Raw genomic sequence first — 16,402 nt, 5'->3', positions numbered from 1 at the left:
CGGCACCTGGAAGAATTTTCTGGCTCAGAAGTAGCGGCGGCGCGCGCGGCTCTCGGTCAGTTCGCGAACCGCTTCGCGGAATTCGCGCAGGCTGGCGCGGATTTCCTCGATTGGCGCTTGCTGCTCGGCATCCTCCACGGCCCGCGAAGGCTCCGCCGATCGCTGATGAGGCTGAGGCGTCTGCTGCTGCGGGAGGGGCGGCTGTGGATAGGACTCGGAAGCAGGCTGAGCCGGATCGGGCTGCTGCCCGGCATTGGCGGCCGGCATGGATTGCGAATAGGGATAGCCCGGCGGCTGCGCGTAGCCCAATGGCTGCGCGTAGGGATAGAGCTGCGGCCCGGAATATGGCCGCTGCTGCACCATGGGAGGCGGCAGTGGCGGCTGCGCCGCCTGCTGCGGATGGCCGCCGGGCTGGAAAGGCGGCGCCGGGGATGCTGTCGCGGCCGCCTGCCGAGGCTCGAAGGCCGGCGCCGACTGGGGATAAGCGCGGTATTGCGGATCCTGCATTGGTTTCGCGTTTTCGGCAGAGGCCCATTCAACGGTATCGAACGGCTCCTCCCGGGATGGCCTGCGGGAGACGGACTTATGCAGTCTCGACAGCAAGGCACCGATCCGGCCGGGACCTTCGGCCGGCGAGACCTCGGCTTGCTGGACAGGCGGTGGCGCGGCCGGCGGTGGTGATGCAGGCGGGGGTGTCGATGGCTGCGGCGCTGGTGTTTGTGGCGGCGCCGGCGGCGCTGCCCGATATGCCTTGTCTTCGTAAGGCGTCCGGCGTTCGTCCGTGCCATGGTCGCGGCGCGAGCGCGAATTGGCGGTGTCACGCAGGCTCTCATAGGCGCCACGCATGGCTCCGAGGCCAATGCCGGAGGCAAAGCCCAGCAACAGGCCGCCGAGCGCGACCACGACCCGCGACGGCCCGTTTGCCTCGAGCGGCGCGAAGGCCTTCGAGATCACGTTGATGTTGGCTGTGTTGATGTCCTTCTGCTCGCCGGTTTCCTTGGCGCGCAGCAGATACTGTTCGTAGACGGAACGCTTGGCGGTCGCCTCGCGCTCCAGTTCGCGCATCGACACCAGGTCGCTGTTGACGTCGCCGCTGCGGACCTTCAGCTGCGCCAGGCGAGAGGCAAGGTCCTGTTCGAGCTGGACCGCGCGCTTGAGGTCGACCTGCAGCGACGAGCCTATACGGCGCAGCTCCGCGGCGATGCGGTCGCGTGCGCCGGCAATCTGGGCATTGAGCGCCTGGAGTTCGGGATGACGCGGGCCGAACCGGATGGCGGCGCGGTCAGCCTCCTGCTTGAGCGACGCATATTGCGAACGCAGATCGCTCATCGTGTTGGAGTTGATCTCCTCCGGCAAGGTGCCGGTGAGGACCGAATTGACGTCGACCGACCGCGCCGAAGCGGCCCGGGCATTCAGCTCCAGCGTGCGGGCGCGGGCAATCGACAGTTGCTCGTTGAGCTTCAGCATCTCGTCATCGCTGATGAGATGGCCCTGCGCGTCGACAAGGTCGTGCGTGGCCCTGAAATCTTCGACCTTGCGCTCGGCGGCCTCGACTCCCTTGCGCAACTCGTCAAGCCGGGCCGTCAGTTCGTCGGTGGCGCGGCCTGCGGTGTCCGACTGTATCTGGCCGAAAGTCTGCAGAAAGACATCCGTCATCGTGTTGGCGATGAGGGCCGATTTCTCGCCATTCTGCGTGGTGGCACTGACGGTGATGACGAAGGTCTTGCCGCCGCGCTCGACCGAAAGGCTCTCGGCCAGATTGCCGACAGCAAGCGCGCGGCGGCGGGCGTCGTCGACACCGCCCGGCCCGTCATTGCGGGACAGGACGGAGCGGATGAGCGACATGACGCTGAGGCCGCCGCCGCCTTGCCCATTGAATTCCGGATCATTGACCAGATTGAGCTTGTCCACGACCTTGTTGAGAACGGTGCCTGATGTCAGCACCCGGACCTGGTTCTCGACGATGGCCAGCGTTGCATCGGAAGCCACGACCGACTGGGTGAGGTCGCGATCGGTGAGCTTCAGGTCGCGTGGGTCGACGATCAGTTCGGTGGTGGCTTCGTATTTCTTCGGCGTCGACAGCGCGATGGTGATGCCGAGCGCGGCGCCCAGTATCGTCGTCGTCACGATCAGCAGCTTCGACTTGCCGACACCGCGCACGACCTGCATCGGGTCGATCAGCGGCTTCCACTGCTGGCTGTCCATGCCGTCGTTTCGGGATACCGACGCGTCGCCCGCAGCGTAAGGTTCCGATGCATGATCGGCGCGACGGGCGCCAGCGGTTTCGGCGGCACTGATTTGTGTCCGTGGCGTGGTTTGCGCGCGGTGCGGCGATGAAGCCCGCTCCTGATCCCCGTCGGTTGCGACCGGATCCGACAGTTTCGGGTTGCGCGCCTCGCGCTGCGAACGGGCGAGGCGATGACGGGTGGCGGCATCCTCGCGCCATGACGGGTCTGCCCGATCGCCTATCGAGACCAGGGACGCGTCGGGTTCGTCGCCGCGCACAGCCTGGCCAAGCGCCAGCAATGAGCGCTCGCGCTTCCAGTCTTCGCGGTTTTCCCTGTCGACCATCGTCTGGAACTTTACCTTTGGCGACCTGCAAACGGCGATTGGCCATTCGTTAAGCCACGCTAAACAGGCATGGAAAACAAAAGGTTAATTTTCCCGCGCCGAAGCGTCGGTTTCTCGCTTCGGTTGCATCTATTTTCGACACAAGCCCAAGCTCCAGAACGGCACGTTAAGTTTTCCGGCCTAGGCTCTCCTCGAGACATGACGCAGGCCAGTGACATACCGCAAAGGCGGCCCCTCGCCCGGATCGGCAGCTTTTTGGCCGAACGACGGGGGCTGCTTCGCGACTATTTCTCGGCGATCAGCGGCGCCGGCGGGCGACTGGTGTTTTCGCTGGCCTATTTCATCGCGTTGGCCAACACGCTGTCCATTTCCGAATTCGGCATGTTCGCCACCGCATCGGCGGCCGGTGTCATGCTGTCGCGCATCCTCGCTTTCGGGTTCATCTCGGCGCTCTACCGCACCGCCACCATCCGCCCCAATCTGATCGGCATCTTCTCCGCCGGCTTCCTGCTGCTCGGCGTGCTGTCGCTGCCGCTGCTGGCCGCGGCCTCGTTCGGCGTCTATCTGCTTTTCTTCGCCGACACCGTGCCGCTGTCGGTGTTTGCGGCAATCGTCTTTGCCGAAGCGCTGTTGTGGCGGCCGGTCGAGGTAGCACTGATCGTCAACAACGGCCTGGGCAAATTCGGCCGCGCCGCGCTGCTGGCCATCCTGGCGACCGCGCTGCGGGCGCTCGGCGCGGTGCTGTTCATGTTCTCAGCACAACACAGCGTCTGGATATGGTCTTGGTTCTATATCGGCGCCAATGCCGCCTCGCTGCTGATTGCCTTCGGCTTCTTCTACCCGCGCCAGAGGCTGCGGCTGCGGGTCGCTCTGTATCTTCGGCGATTGGCCGATTCCATCTATGTGGCCGGCGCCGAAGTGCTGTTCTACCTGCAGATGGAGTTCGACAAGCTGCTGGTGCTGGCGATCGGCGGCCCGCATCTGGCTGGCATCTACGCCATCATCATGCGGCTGGTAGACCTGACGGCCATTCCGATCCGCACCTTCTCGATGATGCTGGTGCAGCGCATGATGCGCGCACCGGAACTGTTGTCACGGCTGGCGGTCAAGAGCGGCATCGAAGGCGGTGTGTTCGCGGTCTCCACGGCAGCGCTGCTGACGCTTGGCATCGTGCTGCACTTCTTCCCCAACGCACTCGGCAAGAATGTCGCCGAGGCTGCCCCGCTGGTGGTGCTGGCGATCTGCGTGCCGGGACTGCGCAATCTTGTCGAATACCAGGCCGAACTTTTGTTCGCGCGCGGCCAGACGCTGGTACGGGCGCTCAATCTCGGCCTGCTCGCCGCGCTGAAGGCACTGTTGCTGACCTATGTGCTGACGACCATCCTCGACACGCCGAATCTGGTGCTATCGCTCAATGTCGTCTTCCTGCTTCTGTATCTCGCCTCGGCGCTGCTCACCTATTCGGCGATGCGCAAGCCGGCAAAGGCGATTTAGCACTAAGAGCGGACTAGCCCGATCAGTCGGCGGATGCGGCCGATCTCGGTGCCGATAAAGGACTGCATGCCGATCGCCACCTGCTCCGGCGCCATGGCGGCAACGAAGCGGCGGAACTCGTCATCCGAAAGCGCTTCGCCGGTCCAGTGGACGCGGCAGAATTCTTCCGAACCGTGGAAGTGGCCGGCGCCCTCCAGCAGATCGTCGACATAGCGGCCGTAGATCATGCATTCGGAGAATTTGCGCGCCGAGCCGACGACCTCGATCCAGTCGCGGCCATGGACCTTCTCGATCTCGGCGCACATGGCCAGCACGGTGTCGCGCCGCCAGGCGATCAGCGTCGAGATATAGTCATGGATCGACGTCCGGGACGGGTCGATGCCGAGTGCCGATCCCGCATTGCGCGACCAGATGCGATGCTCCTCATGACCTTCGTCCGCCAGGACACCGTCGCGGCGAAACAGGCGCACCTTGCCGTCGCGCCAGAAGGCGCCGCAGTCGAAAGGTTTGAGGAAAGCGACGTCTGAATCGCAGAAGATGAGCACGTCTTGAGATGCATGCCCCGAGATGGCGATGCGGCGCAATTGCTGCACATGCCAGCCGCGCAGCGGCTGGGTCTTCAGGCTGAGCCAGACGCGCCGGCGAAACAGGCTGAGCGGATCGTCGACGGCGTGCAGCCAGCGCGGCAGCAATTCACGCTCGTCGACGACCGTGCGGCGGCCGGTTTCCAATTGGCGAAACAGACTGACGTCGCGATGTTCGACCAGGATGTAATGGTGCGCCGCGCCCGAAACGTGGCGATCAAGTGTCTCGCACAGCAGGCGGCAGCGCTCGAAGTCGGGCGCGTAGCTTGCCGTCACGATTGCCGCCGTCGGTGTCTGCCGCAGCGGGCTTGGCTCGACAGCGGCACCTGGCACGAACCTGCTGTTCACTTGATATCCCTCGCTGCTTCGGGTGTCCGCGAGAATTTCTGCCTGACGACGCGCAGCAGGAACAGGGGGTTGCCGACCACATAGCGGCGCCACAGGCGGCTCGGTTCGACAGCCAACCGGAACAGCCATTCGAGCCGCAGCCGGCGCATCCACAAGGGCGCGCGGGGCACCGCGCCGCTCAGGAAATCAAGCAACGCGCCGACGGCGATCGGCAGCGTGCAATGGCGCGCGTCGATGTGGCGTTCGATCCACAATTCCTGGCGTGGCACGCCCATGGCGACGAGCAGCACGTCGGGCCGAAGCGCGGCGATCCGGTCGACGATTTCCTGCTCCTGCGAAGCAGGGAAATAGCCGTCATGGATCACCACGAAGCTGTGCTGCACCGCCAATGCGGCCAGCTTGACCGACGCCGCTTCGGCATTGACGCGCGTCGCGCCGAGCAGGCCGACGGTGAGCGGCGTCGTTGAGGCCTGCAGGAAGGCCGGGACGAAATCGGTACCGTTGAGATTGTCGGGAAATGGCGCCCCGTAGAGGAGTCTCGCCGCCAGATCGATACCGATGCCGTCGGGCAGGATGAGGAAATCATCGAGTGCCTCGGCGAACACCGGGTCGGTATAGGCGATGTTGGCGTTGTGGGCGTTGAGGAAACTGACCTTGGTGAAGCGCCGCTCGGCAATCAACCGGTTCAGCAGGGCGATGGCATCGTTCCAGCGGACCGCAACCACCGGGATGCCAAGGATCGTCTTCAGCTTGTCGAGCCCGGACGCGGCGCGGGCGGAATGCATGTTCACGCAAACGCCTCCTGCCTGACGGGAGCGAGTTTTTCGAGGCCGAGCCGGATGGCGGCGTCGAGCGCCTTGACCTGCGAGCCCCGGAACGCGCTGCCGTCAACGTCGCGGATGTCGGCCGCCGCGGCCTCGAGTGCCCTGGCGAAGGCGGCGGGATCGTCGGTGACGACGCAATTGGACGGACGGTGGTCGATGCCGCGCAGCGAACGGCTGGTGGCGACGGAAGGCAGGCCGAGCTCGAAGGTTTCGATTGTCTTCAACTGGACGCCGCTGCCTGCGGTGCTGATCAGCGGAATGACGGCAGCACCGCGCACGAACGCCTGCGCGTCGGGCACGCGGCCGACAAATTCAACACCCGGATGCTTCGACGTGACGCCCGAAGGCATGTGGCCGGCGATGCGGATGCGAAAGTCGGGCCGCAGATGCGGCACGACTTTGCCCAGGAACCAGTCGAGGCCGATGCGGTTCGGCTGCCAGGTCCAGGTGCCGATCAGGGCGGCGTCGCAGTCGATGCGGCGCGGGCCTTTCAGGGTTGGCGCGTGGGCACCGGTCACCAGTGGCAGCACCGCCGAGCGGTCGTGCGAGGCGACACCGAGGGCGGCGCGGTCTTCTTCGGCCAGGGTGAAGACGAAGCGCGCCCGGCGGCAGAGACGCTCTTCGACGATCTTGAGCAGCCTCGCCTCGCGGCGAAACAGCAGGCGCTGGAAGAGGCTGCCAGCGGCAGCGGCATTCTCCCGCGCCGAAAGATGCTCGACATTGTGGGCAACGAAGATCGAAGGCCGGTCGGTGAACAGTTTTTCGAAGGCACCGGCGAACTGCACGGAATTCAGGACATAGCCATCAACCGGTCCAGCGCGCTCAATGGCAGCGAGAACATCGCTGTCGGACACGGCGCGCAGCTTGACCGACGCGAAGGTGAGACCCGAAAGCAGCGCCTTGCCGACCCAGGCCAGCTTTTGCCGCGCGGAGGCATTGTCCGTGCGCACGTCGATGGCACCCAGCACCACGGTGTTTTCGGGGTCGGCCGCGGGCTTCCCCGGCCAGGTGAAGCCGATGACGGTTACGCGCGCGCCAGCGCGCCGCAAGGCAGCGATGATCGCAGCGTTGGCGATCTCGTAGCCCGAGGCGAGTGCGCCGTCGGGCACGATCGATGTGGCGAACAGCAGATGCATCTCACCTATCCTGTGGTGTAGCCGGTAGCAAAGTGCGGTGAACCCTTGATTAAGCCAGCACATTCGACGGCCGAAAGTCCCTGTCTGGCGGGCTTCTCCGTGCAAGGTGATTAACGAAACCTTATCACCGTGGTGCTACCAGAGCCCAACTCACCATGTGGCTGGACACGGATGATCCCTTTGCCATCGGACGGTTCGGTATCGATCGCTGGACGCACGCCGCGGCTTGACGTCGAGGCCGTCGAAGCCGTCGTCACCTTGCCTACCTTCAAGCGCCCCGAGCAGGTGCTGGAAACGCTGGCGTCGCTGCGCGCGCAGCAAACCGGCAGGCGCTTTGCCGTCATCGTCATGGAAAACGAAGCCGAGGCGCGGGCCGGTGCCAAGGCAGCGCTGCCGCTGTTCGAGCGGGGCGAAATGTCGGGCCTGGTGATCATCGCGCATGAGCGCGGCAATTGCAGCGCCTACAATGCCGGCTGGCAGACGGCCATCCTGCAATTCCCGAACTTCAGACACCTGCTGGTCATCGACGATGACGAAATCGCCGATCCGCAGTGGCTGGAGCGGATGTGCCGGGCTGCCGAAACGCTCGGCGCCGATATCGTCGGCGGCCCGCAGGTGCCCGTGTTTGCCGACCCCGCCCATGCGCGATGGGCAGAGCATCCGGTGTTCGCGCCGCCTTACCGGGAAACCGGACGCGTGCCGGCGCTCTATTCGTCCGGCAATCTTCTGGTCGGGCGCAACGTGCTGATCGCCATGGGTCCGCCCTTTCTCGATCTCAGATTCAACTTCATGGGCGGCGGCGATTCCGACTTTCTCAGCCGATCGGCGCAAAAGGGCTTTGTTCTGGGTTGGTGCGCCGAGGCCAAGGTGCTGGAAACCGTTCCGGCGCGGCGTATCGAAGCCGACTGGATCCGTGCCCGCAGCCTGCGCAACGGCGTCATCTCGACACTGGTCGAAAAGAAGAAGCGCGCCGGCACGCCAATGGCCGGCGCCAAAGTGTTGCTGAAGAGCCTGGCACTGCTTGCCGCCTCGCCGTTTCGCGGCCTGATCCGGCTGGCGCGGACCGGATCGCCTGATATCGCCATCTACCCCGTCCATGTGGCGCTGGGCCGCGTGCTGGCCGAATTCGGATATGCCAATGAGCAATACCGCCAGCCTGAGAAAAACTGAGCGCGCGCCGCTCAGCGACGCGTTCACGCGCGAAGGCGTGGCCACCGCCATTGCCGCGCTGCTGTTCACCGTCATCATGGTGTCTTTCCGGCCGTTCCAGCCGGGCGGCGCCGAACTCACCGGTCAAGGCGGCGACATCGTCAACCAGCTTGGCTTCGGTTCGCTCGGCGCCATGTCGATCTTCTCGCTGATGGCCTTTGCCGATCCGCGCGTGGTGCGCTCGCTGCTCAGCCCGTCCTGGGTGCTGATGCTGGGTTTCTTTTTCCTCTCGGTGATCCTGTCGACCGATCCGCCTTCGGCGATGCGCGCCGCCTCCTTCACCCTGATCGGCATCCTGACGATGGCGACGATCCTGGTGCTGCCGCGCGACGCCGAGGCCTTCTCGAAGGTGATCATCTTCACCGCCGTCGTTGTCATGGGCCTTTCCTATCTCGGCCTCATCGTCTTTCCGCACGAGGCGATGCACACCGCCGACTCGCAGGAGCCCGAACATGCCGGCCTGTGGCGCGGCGTGTTCACCCATAAGAACATCGCCGGGCCGATCATGGCCTGCCTCAGCTTCGCAGGCCTCTATCTCTACCGGCGCGGGCAGCGCTACTGGGGTGCCGGGATCTTCTTCGCTGCGATGATCTTCATGCTGCACACCGGCTCCAAGACGACAGCCGGCCTGGTGCCGTTCTCGATCCTGATCGTCATGTTCCCGAGCCTGATAGGCATGCGGCTCGGCACGCCGATCCTGTTTGCGCTGGCGATCGTCGCGACAGCGGTCGGCACGCTGGGCATCGTCTTCCTGCCGCCTGTAAAACATCTGGCGGCGATCTATTTCCCCGGCATGACCTATACCGGCCGCACGACGCTGTGGGAGTTCGCCGGCAGCATGCTGGCGAAGAAGCCATGGACCGGCTACGGCTATGAAAGCTTCTGGGGCACGCCGCTGCTGCTCAACCAAGATCAGCCCTTCGACCGGCCGTGGGACATCAGGACCATCGTGCACGGCCATGACGGCTATCTCGACATCGCCGTGCTGATGGGCATTCCGGCACTGTGCGTGGCGGTCTACACTTTCCTCATCGCGCCGCTACGCGACTACATGCGAATTCCGTTGCGCAGGGAAAACATCTTTCTCGGCGACTTCTTCATGATGGTGGTGCTGTTCACGGCGCTGAACGCCTTCCTCGAAAGCTTCTTCTTCCATCGCGGCGACCCGGTCTGGCTGTTCTTCGTGCTCGGCGTGCTTGGCCTCAGGCAAGTGTCGCTGCAGCCAATCGCGGTACGCGATCCCGATCGTGGCTCGCGATCTTTCCGTCCATCCTGACAGGGCTTCCCCAGGGAAGCGCCAGCGTCTATGTGATGGCTTCCTTCGGAGGGCTTTCGATGACGATCAGACTTGTTCTCGCCGGCTGCGGCAATATGGGCTACGCCATGCTCTCGGGCTGGCTGAAATCCGGCAAGCTTGCGCCATCAGCGGTCTTCGTGGTCGAGCCCAATGCCGATCTGCGCAATCGCGCCGCAGCGTTGGGCTGCGGCACATCAGCCGATGCCGGCGATATTCCAGCAGACGCCGTGCCCGATCTCGTAGTCATCGCGGTGAAGCCGCAGGTGATCCGCGATGTCACCTCCGCCTACAAGCGTTTCGGCGACGGCCGCACCACCTTCGTCAGCATCGCCGCTGGCACGCCTGCCGCCACCTTCGAGGAAATCTTGGGCAACCGCGCGCCGATCGTGCGCTGCATGCCCAACACGCCCGCGGCGATCGGCAAAGGCATGATGGTTGTGTTCTCAAACAAGCTCGTGTCGGATGACACCAAGCGTTTCGTCGCCGACCTTTTGTCAGCGAGCGGTGAAGTGGCCACCATCGACGACGAGGGCCTAATGGACGCGGTGACCGCCGTGTCCGGATCGGGACCGGCCTACATCTTCCATTTCATCGAAGCGCTGACCGTCGCCGCCGAGAAGGCCGGTCTGCCGACGGCGACCGCCAAGTTGCTCGCCATGCAGACCGTCTACGGCGCCGCCTCGCTCGCCGCCGAAAGCGGCGAGGAGCCGGGCGTGCTGCGCCAGCAGGTGACCAGCCCCAAAGGGACGACGGCCGCGGCGCTGGAGGTGCTGATGGGCGAGGACCGGCTGACAAATCTGCTGACGCAGGCGGTGGAGGCGGCGCGGTTGCGGTCTGTCGAGCTGGGGAAATAGAGCGGACGTCCCGCTAAGCGAGATTCGTACGCGAAAAATCATTGCCCTTGTAGAGCAACACTGAGCCGTGGCTCTTCGCGCAAGCGTAGGACAGGCAATCGGCGAGATTGAGCTGTGCGGGATGCCCGCGTCCCTTTCCATAGTCTGAAAAGGCCTGGACCGCGAGCTTGGCGTCACCAGCGTCGATCGGCACGATTTCGATTTCGGCCTCACGCAGAAACGCCTCTATCGCCGCTTCCACAACAACAGGCTCGACAGCAAGCATGGTGGAGAGCCGCATTGCTGCTTCGAGCACGACTAGTGCTGAGGTTATTTTGCGTGGTGTTGCCTGGATTCGATTGCTCCATTCGCCGGCGTCCCCTTCTCTCGAAAGAATTGCGACAACCACCGAGGTATCAACGAACATCAGGAATGTCCCCACATGTCGTCGATCTCATCCTTACTTACAGGGCGGCCGCCCTGGCCGGCTTTGGCCTTAAGATCCTCGGCGATGGCAGCAAGTCGATCCGCTAGAGGAACGCGTCCGCTTTCCCGTTTCAATTCAGACTCAAGCGCTTCGATGACCGCCTCGGTCATGGAAATCTTGCGTTTGGCGGCGAGCCGCCGCGCCAGTTCGCGGGCGCGCGGATCCCTGATCTGGAGGTTCATTGGCCTGTCCTCAGTGACATTTGCCACTACAAGATAGTGCATTCGTCATGACAGTGCCACAACGGACTATCTTCCGTACAGCATCTCGTCCTGCAGCTGGCGCAAGGCGAACAGCCTTGTCGTCTGGTCGGGCGCCGCATTGTCTGACGTCAGCAACTCACCTTTCCTGACCGGTTTCAGCACCTTGCCGCCCTCGAGCAGGCCGACCGGCACAGCGCGCCGGGCGCGGGCTTCGCCGACGGTCATGGTCCAGGAGCGGTAGCAGGTCTCGCCGATCGCATCGAAGGTCTCGCCGGCGGCAAGGTCGCGCTTGGCGACGGCGCAGACTTCGGCGACCGGCCGCGGCAGCGGCACCATGTCGGGCTTGCCGAAAAGCACGATGCGGGCGGCGGTCAGCGGCACCTCCAGCGACGTCAGATGATAGGGCCGGAACAGGCTGTAATAGGGGCCGTGGCCGACATGCAGATCGTCCATGCGCTCGATGATGCGCGGATGCGTCGCCTCGACGATGACGAAGACGCCAGGCGCGACGCCTTTGCCGACCGTGTAGTCGACGACGCCTTTCTTCAACAGCAGACCGCCATCCTCGCGCGGGATCAGCACCTTGGCGAGATCATCGCGGTCGGCCTTGGGGCCGTGCATACCGGGCACGTCGGGCACCAGCCCGGTGGCGTTGGCGATGGCGCACATCTCGACCATGGTCTTGGAACCGTCGACGAACTCGACCAGCATGCGCGGGTTCATGTTGCGGCGGATGGCTTCGGCGCGATAGTCGTCCGGTACGGCATCGTGTTTGAGCGGGTTGTTCTTGCCCTTGCCGGCCGAGACGATGGTCAGCCCGAGCGCCGACGCGAATTCGATCAGTTCCATGCAGCTCGACGGCTCGTCGCCCGCACCCAACGAATAGACGACGCCAAGCCGGTCGGCCTGCTGCTTCAGATAGCAACCGATGGTGACGTCGGCCTCGACGTTCATCATCACAAGATGCTTGCCGTGCTCCATCGCCATGAGGTCGAAGTCGGCGGCGACACCCGGCTTGCCGGTGGCGTCGATGACGACGTCGATTAACGGATTGGTGACCAGCATCTCGTTCGAGGTGATGGCGATCTTGCCGCTCTCGATGGCGCCGGTGACTTTCGACGCGGTGTCGGCTTCGACCGCCATGGCTTCATCGCCATAGGCGATGCGGATGGCATCGCGCGCGGTGTGCGGGCGGCGCGTCGAGACGGCGCAGATCGAAATGCCTGGCATCAGCATGCCTTGCGTGACCAGATCGGTGCCCATTTCGCCCGAGCCGATGACACCAATGCGCACCGGGCGGCCTTCGGCGGCACGCCTGGCGAGATCACGGGCAAGGCCGGTCAGGGCGACGTTGGTCATGCAAGAATGTCCACAGCTTCGTGATTTGGGATCGGATAGCAGGGAACGGGTTCTATTTGCCAACGAAACCCGGTCTCGACCGGCAATTTCCACGAAATCGTCTCGGAAGGGACGTCCTTCGGGGCTCGATTGGCCGAAGCGCAACCAATTGACATCGCAGCGAACAACCCCAATAAAACATTCGTTTGTCAACAAAGGCAAATGTTCACCGACGCGACAGTCGGGAAGCATTCGCCTCTGGCGCAAATTGGGGAGTGTCTTTGCGCCACGGCGTCAAAGGCTGGATGGAGCATCGTTGCGAGGCGTCGAGCGAAGGCTCGCGGCTCCAGGGGAGGAAAAATGGATACTGTTCTCGCGGGCCTCAAAGGGGCCATCGATACGCTTGGCCCGACGATCCTGCTGCCGATCGTCATTTTCATCATCGCCGTGGTTCTGGGCGCCAAAGTGAGCAAGGCTTTTCGCGCCGCCGTCACCATCGGCGTCGCCTTCATCGGCATCAATCTGGTGCTTGGCCTGATGTTCACGTCGATTGGCGACGTCGCCAAGGCCATCGTCACCAACACCGGCATTCATCGCGACATCATCGATGTCGGCTGGCCCTCCGCGGCCGCGATCGCCTTCGGCTCATCGGTCGGCCTTTGGGTCATTCCGGTCGGCATCCTGGTCAACATCGTGCTGCTGCTGACACGCATGACGCGCACGCTCAATGTCGACGTCTGGAATTTCTGGCACTTTGCCTTTGTCGGCTCGCTGGTGGTCGCCGCAACCGACAATCTGGCCTATGGCATCGCGGTCGCAGCACTTGTCGCAGCACTCTCGCTGCTGTTCGCCGACTGGTCCGCGCGCGCGGTGCAGCAGTTCTACGGCGTGCCCGGCATTTCGGTGCCGCATCTCGCCTCGGCACAGATCCTGCCGATCGCCATTGTGCTCAACTGGATCATGGACCGCATTCCCGGGATCAACCGCATCAACATCAACACGGACACCATCGAGCGCAGGTTCGGCGTGTTCGGCGAACCTGTCGTGATGGGCCTCATCATCGGCCTCGTGCTTGGTGCGATCGCCTTCTACAATGCGGGTGATCTCAGCGTGGTGCTGGCAAAGGTTCTGGGCACCGGCATGACGCTGGCCGCGGTGATGCTGCTGCTGCCGCGCATGGTCAAGATCCTGATGGAGGGGCTGATCCCCGTCTCCGACGCCGCACAGGCGTTCGTGCGCAAGCGCACCGGTGACCGAGAGCTTCTCGTTGGTCTCGATTCGGCGATCCTGATCGGCCATCCGGCCGCGATCTCGTCGTCGCTGATCCTGGTGCCGATCGCAATCATCCTGTCCATCATCCTGCCGGGCAACCGCGTCATCCTGTTCGCCGACCTCGCGGTCATCCCCTTCATCGTCGCCATGACCGCGCCGCTGGTCAAAGGCAACGTGTTCCGCATGGTGGTGATCGGCACGGTGACGCTGGCCATCGGCTTCTACGTCGCCAACGCGCTGGCGCCGCTGTTCACAAGCGCTGCTGTCGCATCGGGCTTCAAGCTGCCGGCGGACGCGCTGCAGATCACCTCGGTGGTCGACGGCTTCCTGTGGGTGCCTTACGTGGTCATCGAGGCGATCCAGGGGATGGGGCTTGTCGGCATCATCGTGATCGCGGTGGTCATCGCGGCATTGTTTGTCCTCTACCGCCGCAATCCGCTCGGCTGGGAGCGGGCCGCAGGCGCCGAGGACGAGCCGGCCGAAGAGACGGCCTGACCTGATAGCGTCCACCCTTTAAACCGATCGTGCGCCCTTTCCGGGGCGCACGATTTCATCGACGGAGCAAAGAATGTCCGACGGCCTCATGCAGCTTCTGGACCCCGACGCGATCGTGCTCGGATCCGATGCCTCGACCAATGAGGAGATCATCCGCATCCTGGCGGGCCGGCTGGAGAGACTTGGCTATGTCAAAAGCAGCTATGCCGACGCGGTCGTGCGCCGCGAATTGACCATCCCGACCGGACTGCCGCTGGAACGCTCCGACAATGTCGCGGTGCCGCACACCGATCCGGAGCATGTGCTGAAGCCTGGCATCGCGATGGGCACATTGAAGCAACCAGTCACCTTCGCCAACATGGAGGATCCCGACGAGATGCTGCCGGTCGGCTTCGTCTTCCTGCTTGCCATCAACGACAAGGACAAGCAGATTGAGGCGCTGCAGGCCGTCATGGCCACCATCCAGAACCCGCAAGCCTTGGATGATTTGAGGTCGGCCAGAACCCTCGAAGACGTGCGAGCCGTACTCGGCTGAAACAAGGAGAAGCAGAGATGTCCAGACAGAAAACCATTCTCTTTGCCTGCGGCACGGGCATCGCCACCTCGACCGCGGTCAATGTCGCCGTCACCGAGGAAATGAAGAAACGCGGCCTCACCTTCAACGCCCAGCAGGCAAAGGCCACCGAAGTGCCTGGACTGGCCGACAATGTCGACTTCATCGTCGCAACCACACCGATCTCCGCTTCGGTGACCAAGCCGGTGATCAAGGGCCTCGCCTTCCTCACCGGCATCGGCAAGGACAAGGTGCTGGACGAGATCGAGGCGCAGTTGCGCAAATGACGGCACAGACGCTACGCGCAGGCTGACGCGGCTTCACACCACCCTGACATAGCTCGTCATTCCCGATTTCTGGTGCTCGATGATATGGCAGTGCAGCAGCCAATCGCCGGGATTGTCGGCGACGAAGCCGAGCTGAACCTTCTCGTTGGGCTGGATGAGATAGGTGTCGGAAATCGCAGGCTGAACCTGGCGCGTCGAGGATGACAGCACCTTGAAGCTCATGCCGTGCAGATGCATCGGATGGGATTGCGGCGTCAGGTTCTCCATGTCGATGACGTAGCTTTGGCCAAGCTTCAGTTCGGCCAGAGGCGCGGTCGGATCCTTGGTGTCGCCGGGCCACGGCACTTTGTTGATGGCCCAGAAACTGTAGCCAAGCGAACCGCAGATGCCATCGCTCGGGACGTTTTCCGCCGTGGCGCTCAGTGCCAGGGAAATATGCCTGGCGCTGGCGAGATCCACTTCCGCCACCGGATTGAGCTCCAGCGGCGCGAGATCGCGAATGTCCCGTTTGAGCGAGTTTCCAGTCGCACGCAGGGTCGCCAGGATTTTTGGCTTGGTGCCCCTGACGTCCCTCAAGCTGACGATCGCACCTTCCTCGTCGGGCATGCGTATGGCCAGCTCCATGCGCTGGCCGGGTCCAAGCAGCAAGGCATCGGGCGAAAAACGTTCAGGCACCGGATTGCCGTCGAGCGCCATGACACTCGCCTCCGCACCGTCGATGCGAAAAGCGTAGATACGCGTCACGTCGGTGATGGCGACGCGCAGCCGCGCCAATCCGCCGGCCGGCGCATCATATTGCGGCTGGTCGAGCCAATTGGCGGTGCGCACCGTGCCGTAAGTGCCGGTTCTCGCGGCATCGCGCGGCCGGAACTGGTCAATGAACTGGCCGTCGTCGCCGAGGCGCCAGTCGCGCAAATTGAGGACGATTTCGGCATCGAATTCCGGATCGCTTGGATTTTCGACCACGATAACCCCCGTCAGGCCGTGACCCATCTGCTCCAGCGTGTTGCAATGCGGGTGATACCAGAAGGTGCCGGCGTCGGGCGGCGTGAAGGCGTAGTCGAAATGATCGCCGGTGTAGACGTAGGGCTGGACCAGGAACGGCACGCCGTCCATCTTGTTTGGAACACGAATGCCGTGCCAGTGGATCGTCGTCGGATCGTCGATCGCGTTGACAAGGCGCGCGGCGAAGGGCTCGCCCTTTTTCATCCTGAGCACCGGCGGCATTCCGGCGTTGCCATAGGTCAGCACATCCCTGGTCTGGCCGACATCCATCAGCTTCGCCTGGATCTTTGCCGTCTGCAAAACCACCGGCTCAGGCGTGGCAGCGGCCCAGCCGCCAAGCCGACCCATGGCCGAAAGCCCGACCCCGCCCGCCCCGGCAACCGCGGCCGCTTTCAAAAGCCTGCGGCGTGTGAGTAAGGTCATTCGGCGCTCCAACTGCAAAGGCGACTGCCCGCGAAGGTGTAAC

General features: G+C 63.8%; 15 protein-coding genes. 7 read left to right on the top strand and 8 right to left on the bottom strand.

The window, feature by feature from the left end:
• Positions 1-24: 24 nt before the first annotated feature.
• On the bottom strand, positions 25-2,571 hold the full coding sequence (locus NKI99_RS17050) for a GumC family protein (protein ID WP_352611477.1): 2,547 nt from the start codon (positions 2,569-2,571) through the stop codon (positions 25-27).
• Between the two features lie 198 nt (positions 2,572-2,769).
• On the opposite strand from NKI99_RS17050, the gene NKI99_RS17045 reads away from it, so the two are divergent.
• Positions 2,770-4,065: a lipopolysaccharide biosynthesis protein gene (locus tag NKI99_RS17045; protein ID WP_352611476.1), complete on the top strand. Its 1,296-nt coding sequence runs from the start codon at positions 2,770-2,772 to the stop codon at positions 4,063-4,065.
• Between the two features lie 2 nt (positions 4,066-4,067).
• On the opposite strand, the gene NKI99_RS17040 is transcribed toward NKI99_RS17045, so the two are convergent.
• The 3 genes from NKI99_RS17040 to NKI99_RS17030 are packed head-to-tail and all read right to left on the bottom strand — an operon-like array spanning position 4,068 to position 6,957.
• Positions 4,068-4,997, bottom strand: coding sequence for a DUF6492 family protein (locus tag NKI99_RS17040; RefSeq protein WP_352611475.1), 930 nt, complete (start codon positions 4,995-4,997; stop codon positions 4,068-4,070).
• Positions 4,994-5,788: a WecB/TagA/CpsF family glycosyltransferase gene (locus tag NKI99_RS17035; RefSeq protein ID WP_023809196.1), complete on the bottom strand. Its 795-nt coding sequence runs from the start codon at positions 5,786-5,788 to the stop codon at positions 4,994-4,996. The genes NKI99_RS17040 and NKI99_RS17035 overlap by 4 nt, the downstream gene beginning before the upstream one ends.
• Positions 5,785-6,957: a glycosyltransferase family 4 protein gene (locus NKI99_RS17030; protein WP_352611474.1), complete on the bottom strand. Its 1,173-nt coding sequence runs from the start codon at positions 6,955-6,957 to the stop codon at positions 5,785-5,787. The genes NKI99_RS17035 and NKI99_RS17030 overlap by 4 nt, the downstream gene beginning before the upstream one ends.
• 171 nt (positions 6,958-7,128) lie before the next feature.
• Here NKI99_RS17030 and NKI99_RS17025 point away from each other — a divergent pair, with 171 nt between their 5' ends.
• The 3 genes from NKI99_RS17025 to proC are packed head-to-tail and all read left to right on the top strand — an operon-like array spanning position 7,129 to position 10,317.
• Positions 7,129-8,127, top strand: coding sequence for a glycosyltransferase family 2 protein (locus NKI99_RS17025; protein WP_352611473.1), 999 nt, complete (start codon positions 7,129-7,131; stop codon positions 8,125-8,127).
• Positions 8,096-9,442, top strand: a complete 1,347-nt coding sequence (locus NKI99_RS17020) for an O-antigen ligase family protein (protein WP_352611472.1) — start codon at positions 8,096-8,098, stop codon at positions 9,440-9,442. Before NKI99_RS17025 ends, NKI99_RS17020 begins: the two co-directional genes overlap by 32 nt.
• Positions 9,443-9,501: 59 nt before the next feature.
• Positions 9,502-10,317 (top strand): pyrroline-5-carboxylate reductase, encoded by an 816-nt coding sequence (gene proC / locus NKI99_RS17015; RefSeq protein ID WP_128302663.1) that lies wholly within the window; start codon positions 9,502-9,504, stop codon positions 10,315-10,317.
• Between the two features lie 13 nt (positions 10,318-10,330).
• Here the strand turns inward: proC and NKI99_RS17010 are convergent, their stop codons facing one another.
• From NKI99_RS17010 to NKI99_RS17000, 3 genes are all read right to left on the bottom strand, one after another.
• A complete protein-coding gene (locus NKI99_RS17010; protein ID WP_352553694.1) occupies positions 10,331-10,723 on the bottom strand; it encodes a type II toxin-antitoxin system VapC family toxin in 393 nt (130 codons plus the stop codon).
• Positions 10,723-10,965, bottom strand: coding sequence for a type II toxin-antitoxin system VapB family antitoxin (locus NKI99_RS17005; RefSeq protein WP_352553696.1), 243 nt, complete (start codon positions 10,963-10,965; stop codon positions 10,723-10,725). The genes NKI99_RS17010 and NKI99_RS17005 overlap by 1 nt, the downstream gene beginning before the upstream one ends.
• A gap of 66 nt (positions 10,966-11,031) precedes the next feature.
• Positions 11,032-12,345, bottom strand: a complete 1,314-nt coding sequence (locus NKI99_RS17000; RefSeq protein WP_352553698.1) for an NAD(P)H-dependent oxidoreductase — start codon at positions 12,343-12,345, stop codon at positions 11,032-11,034.
• Between the two features lie 339 nt (positions 12,346-12,684).
• Here NKI99_RS17000 and NKI99_RS16995 point away from each other — a divergent pair, with 339 nt between their 5' ends.
• The 3 genes from NKI99_RS16995 (at position 12,685) to NKI99_RS16985 (ending at position 14,931) form a co-directional block, all read left to right on the top strand.
• Positions 12,685-14,091 carry a PTS galactitol transporter subunit IIC gene (locus NKI99_RS16995; protein WP_352553700.1) on the top strand — a complete coding sequence of 469 codons (1,407 nt, stop codon included), beginning with the start codon at positions 12,685-12,687 and terminating at the stop codon, positions 14,089-14,091.
• Between the two features lie 73 nt (positions 14,092-14,164).
• A complete protein-coding gene (locus tag NKI99_RS16990; RefSeq protein WP_127267974.1) occupies positions 14,165-14,626 on the top strand; it encodes a PTS sugar transporter subunit IIA in 462 nt (153 codons plus the stop codon).
• 17 nt (positions 14,627-14,643) lie between these two features.
• Entirely contained in the window at positions 14,644-14,931 is a 288-nt protein-coding gene (locus NKI99_RS16985) for a PTS sugar transporter subunit IIB (RefSeq protein ID WP_023809203.1), read from the top strand.
• A gap of 33 nt (positions 14,932-14,964) precedes the next feature.
• Here the strand turns inward: NKI99_RS16985 and NKI99_RS16980 are convergent, their stop codons facing one another.
• Positions 14,965-16,359 (bottom strand): multicopper oxidase family protein, encoded by a 1,395-nt coding sequence (locus NKI99_RS16980; RefSeq protein WP_352553702.1) that lies wholly within the window; start codon positions 16,357-16,359, stop codon positions 14,965-14,967.
• Positions 16,360-16,402: the final 43 nt, after the last annotated feature.

Source organism: Mesorhizobium sp. M0239 (assembly GCF_040321815.1).
Classification (GTDB): Bacteria; Pseudomonadota; Alphaproteobacteria; order Rhizobiales; family Rhizobiaceae; genus Mesorhizobium.
This window is presented reverse-complemented; position numbering and strand designations above follow the sequence as displayed.

Excerpts from the sequence above, each read along its gene's own strand:
- NKI99_RS17050 (WP_352611477.1), bottom strand. The coding sequence starts at position 2,571 with ATGGTCGACAGGGAAAACCGCGAAGACTGGAAGCGCGAGCGCTCATTG.
- NKI99_RS17045 (WP_352611476.1), top strand. The coding sequence starts at position 2,770 with ATGACGCAGGCCAGTGACATACCGCAAAGGCGGCCCCTCGCCCGGATC.
- NKI99_RS17030 (WP_352611474.1), bottom strand. The coding sequence starts at position 6,957 with ATGCATCTGCTGTTCGCCACATCGATCGTGCCCGACGGCGCACTCGCC.
- NKI99_RS17025 (WP_352611473.1), top strand. The coding sequence starts at position 7,129 with ATGATCCCTTTGCCATCGGACGGTTCGGTATCGATCGCTGGACGCACG.
- NKI99_RS17020 (WP_352611472.1), top strand. The coding sequence starts at position 8,096 with ATGAGCAATACCGCCAGCCTGAGAAAAACTGAGCGCGCGCCGCTCAGC.
- proC (WP_128302663.1), top strand. The coding sequence starts at position 9,502 with ATGACGATCAGACTTGTTCTCGCCGGCTGCGGCAATATGGGCTACGCC.
- NKI99_RS17010 (WP_352553694.1), bottom strand. The coding sequence starts at position 10,723 with ATGTTCGTTGATACCTCGGTGGTTGTCGCAATTCTTTCGAGAGAAGGG.
- NKI99_RS17005 (WP_352553696.1), bottom strand. The coding sequence starts at position 10,965 with ATGAACCTCCAGATCAGGGATCCGCGCGCCCGCGAACTGGCGCGGCGG.
- NKI99_RS17000 (WP_352553698.1), bottom strand. The coding sequence starts at position 12,345 with ATGACCAACGTCGCCCTGACCGGCCTTGCCCGTGATCTCGCCAGGCGT.
- NKI99_RS16995 (WP_352553700.1), top strand. The coding sequence starts at position 12,685 with ATGGATACTGTTCTCGCGGGCCTCAAAGGGGCCATCGATACGCTTGGC.
- NKI99_RS16990 (WP_127267974.1), top strand. The coding sequence starts at position 14,165 with ATGTCCGACGGCCTCATGCAGCTTCTGGACCCCGACGCGATCGTGCTC.
- NKI99_RS16985 (WP_023809203.1), top strand. The coding sequence starts at position 14,644 with ATGTCCAGACAGAAAACCATTCTCTTTGCCTGCGGCACGGGCATCGCC.
- NKI99_RS16980 (WP_352553702.1), bottom strand. The coding sequence starts at position 16,359 with ATGACCTTACTCACACGCCGCAGGCTTTTGAAAGCGGCCGCGGTTGCC.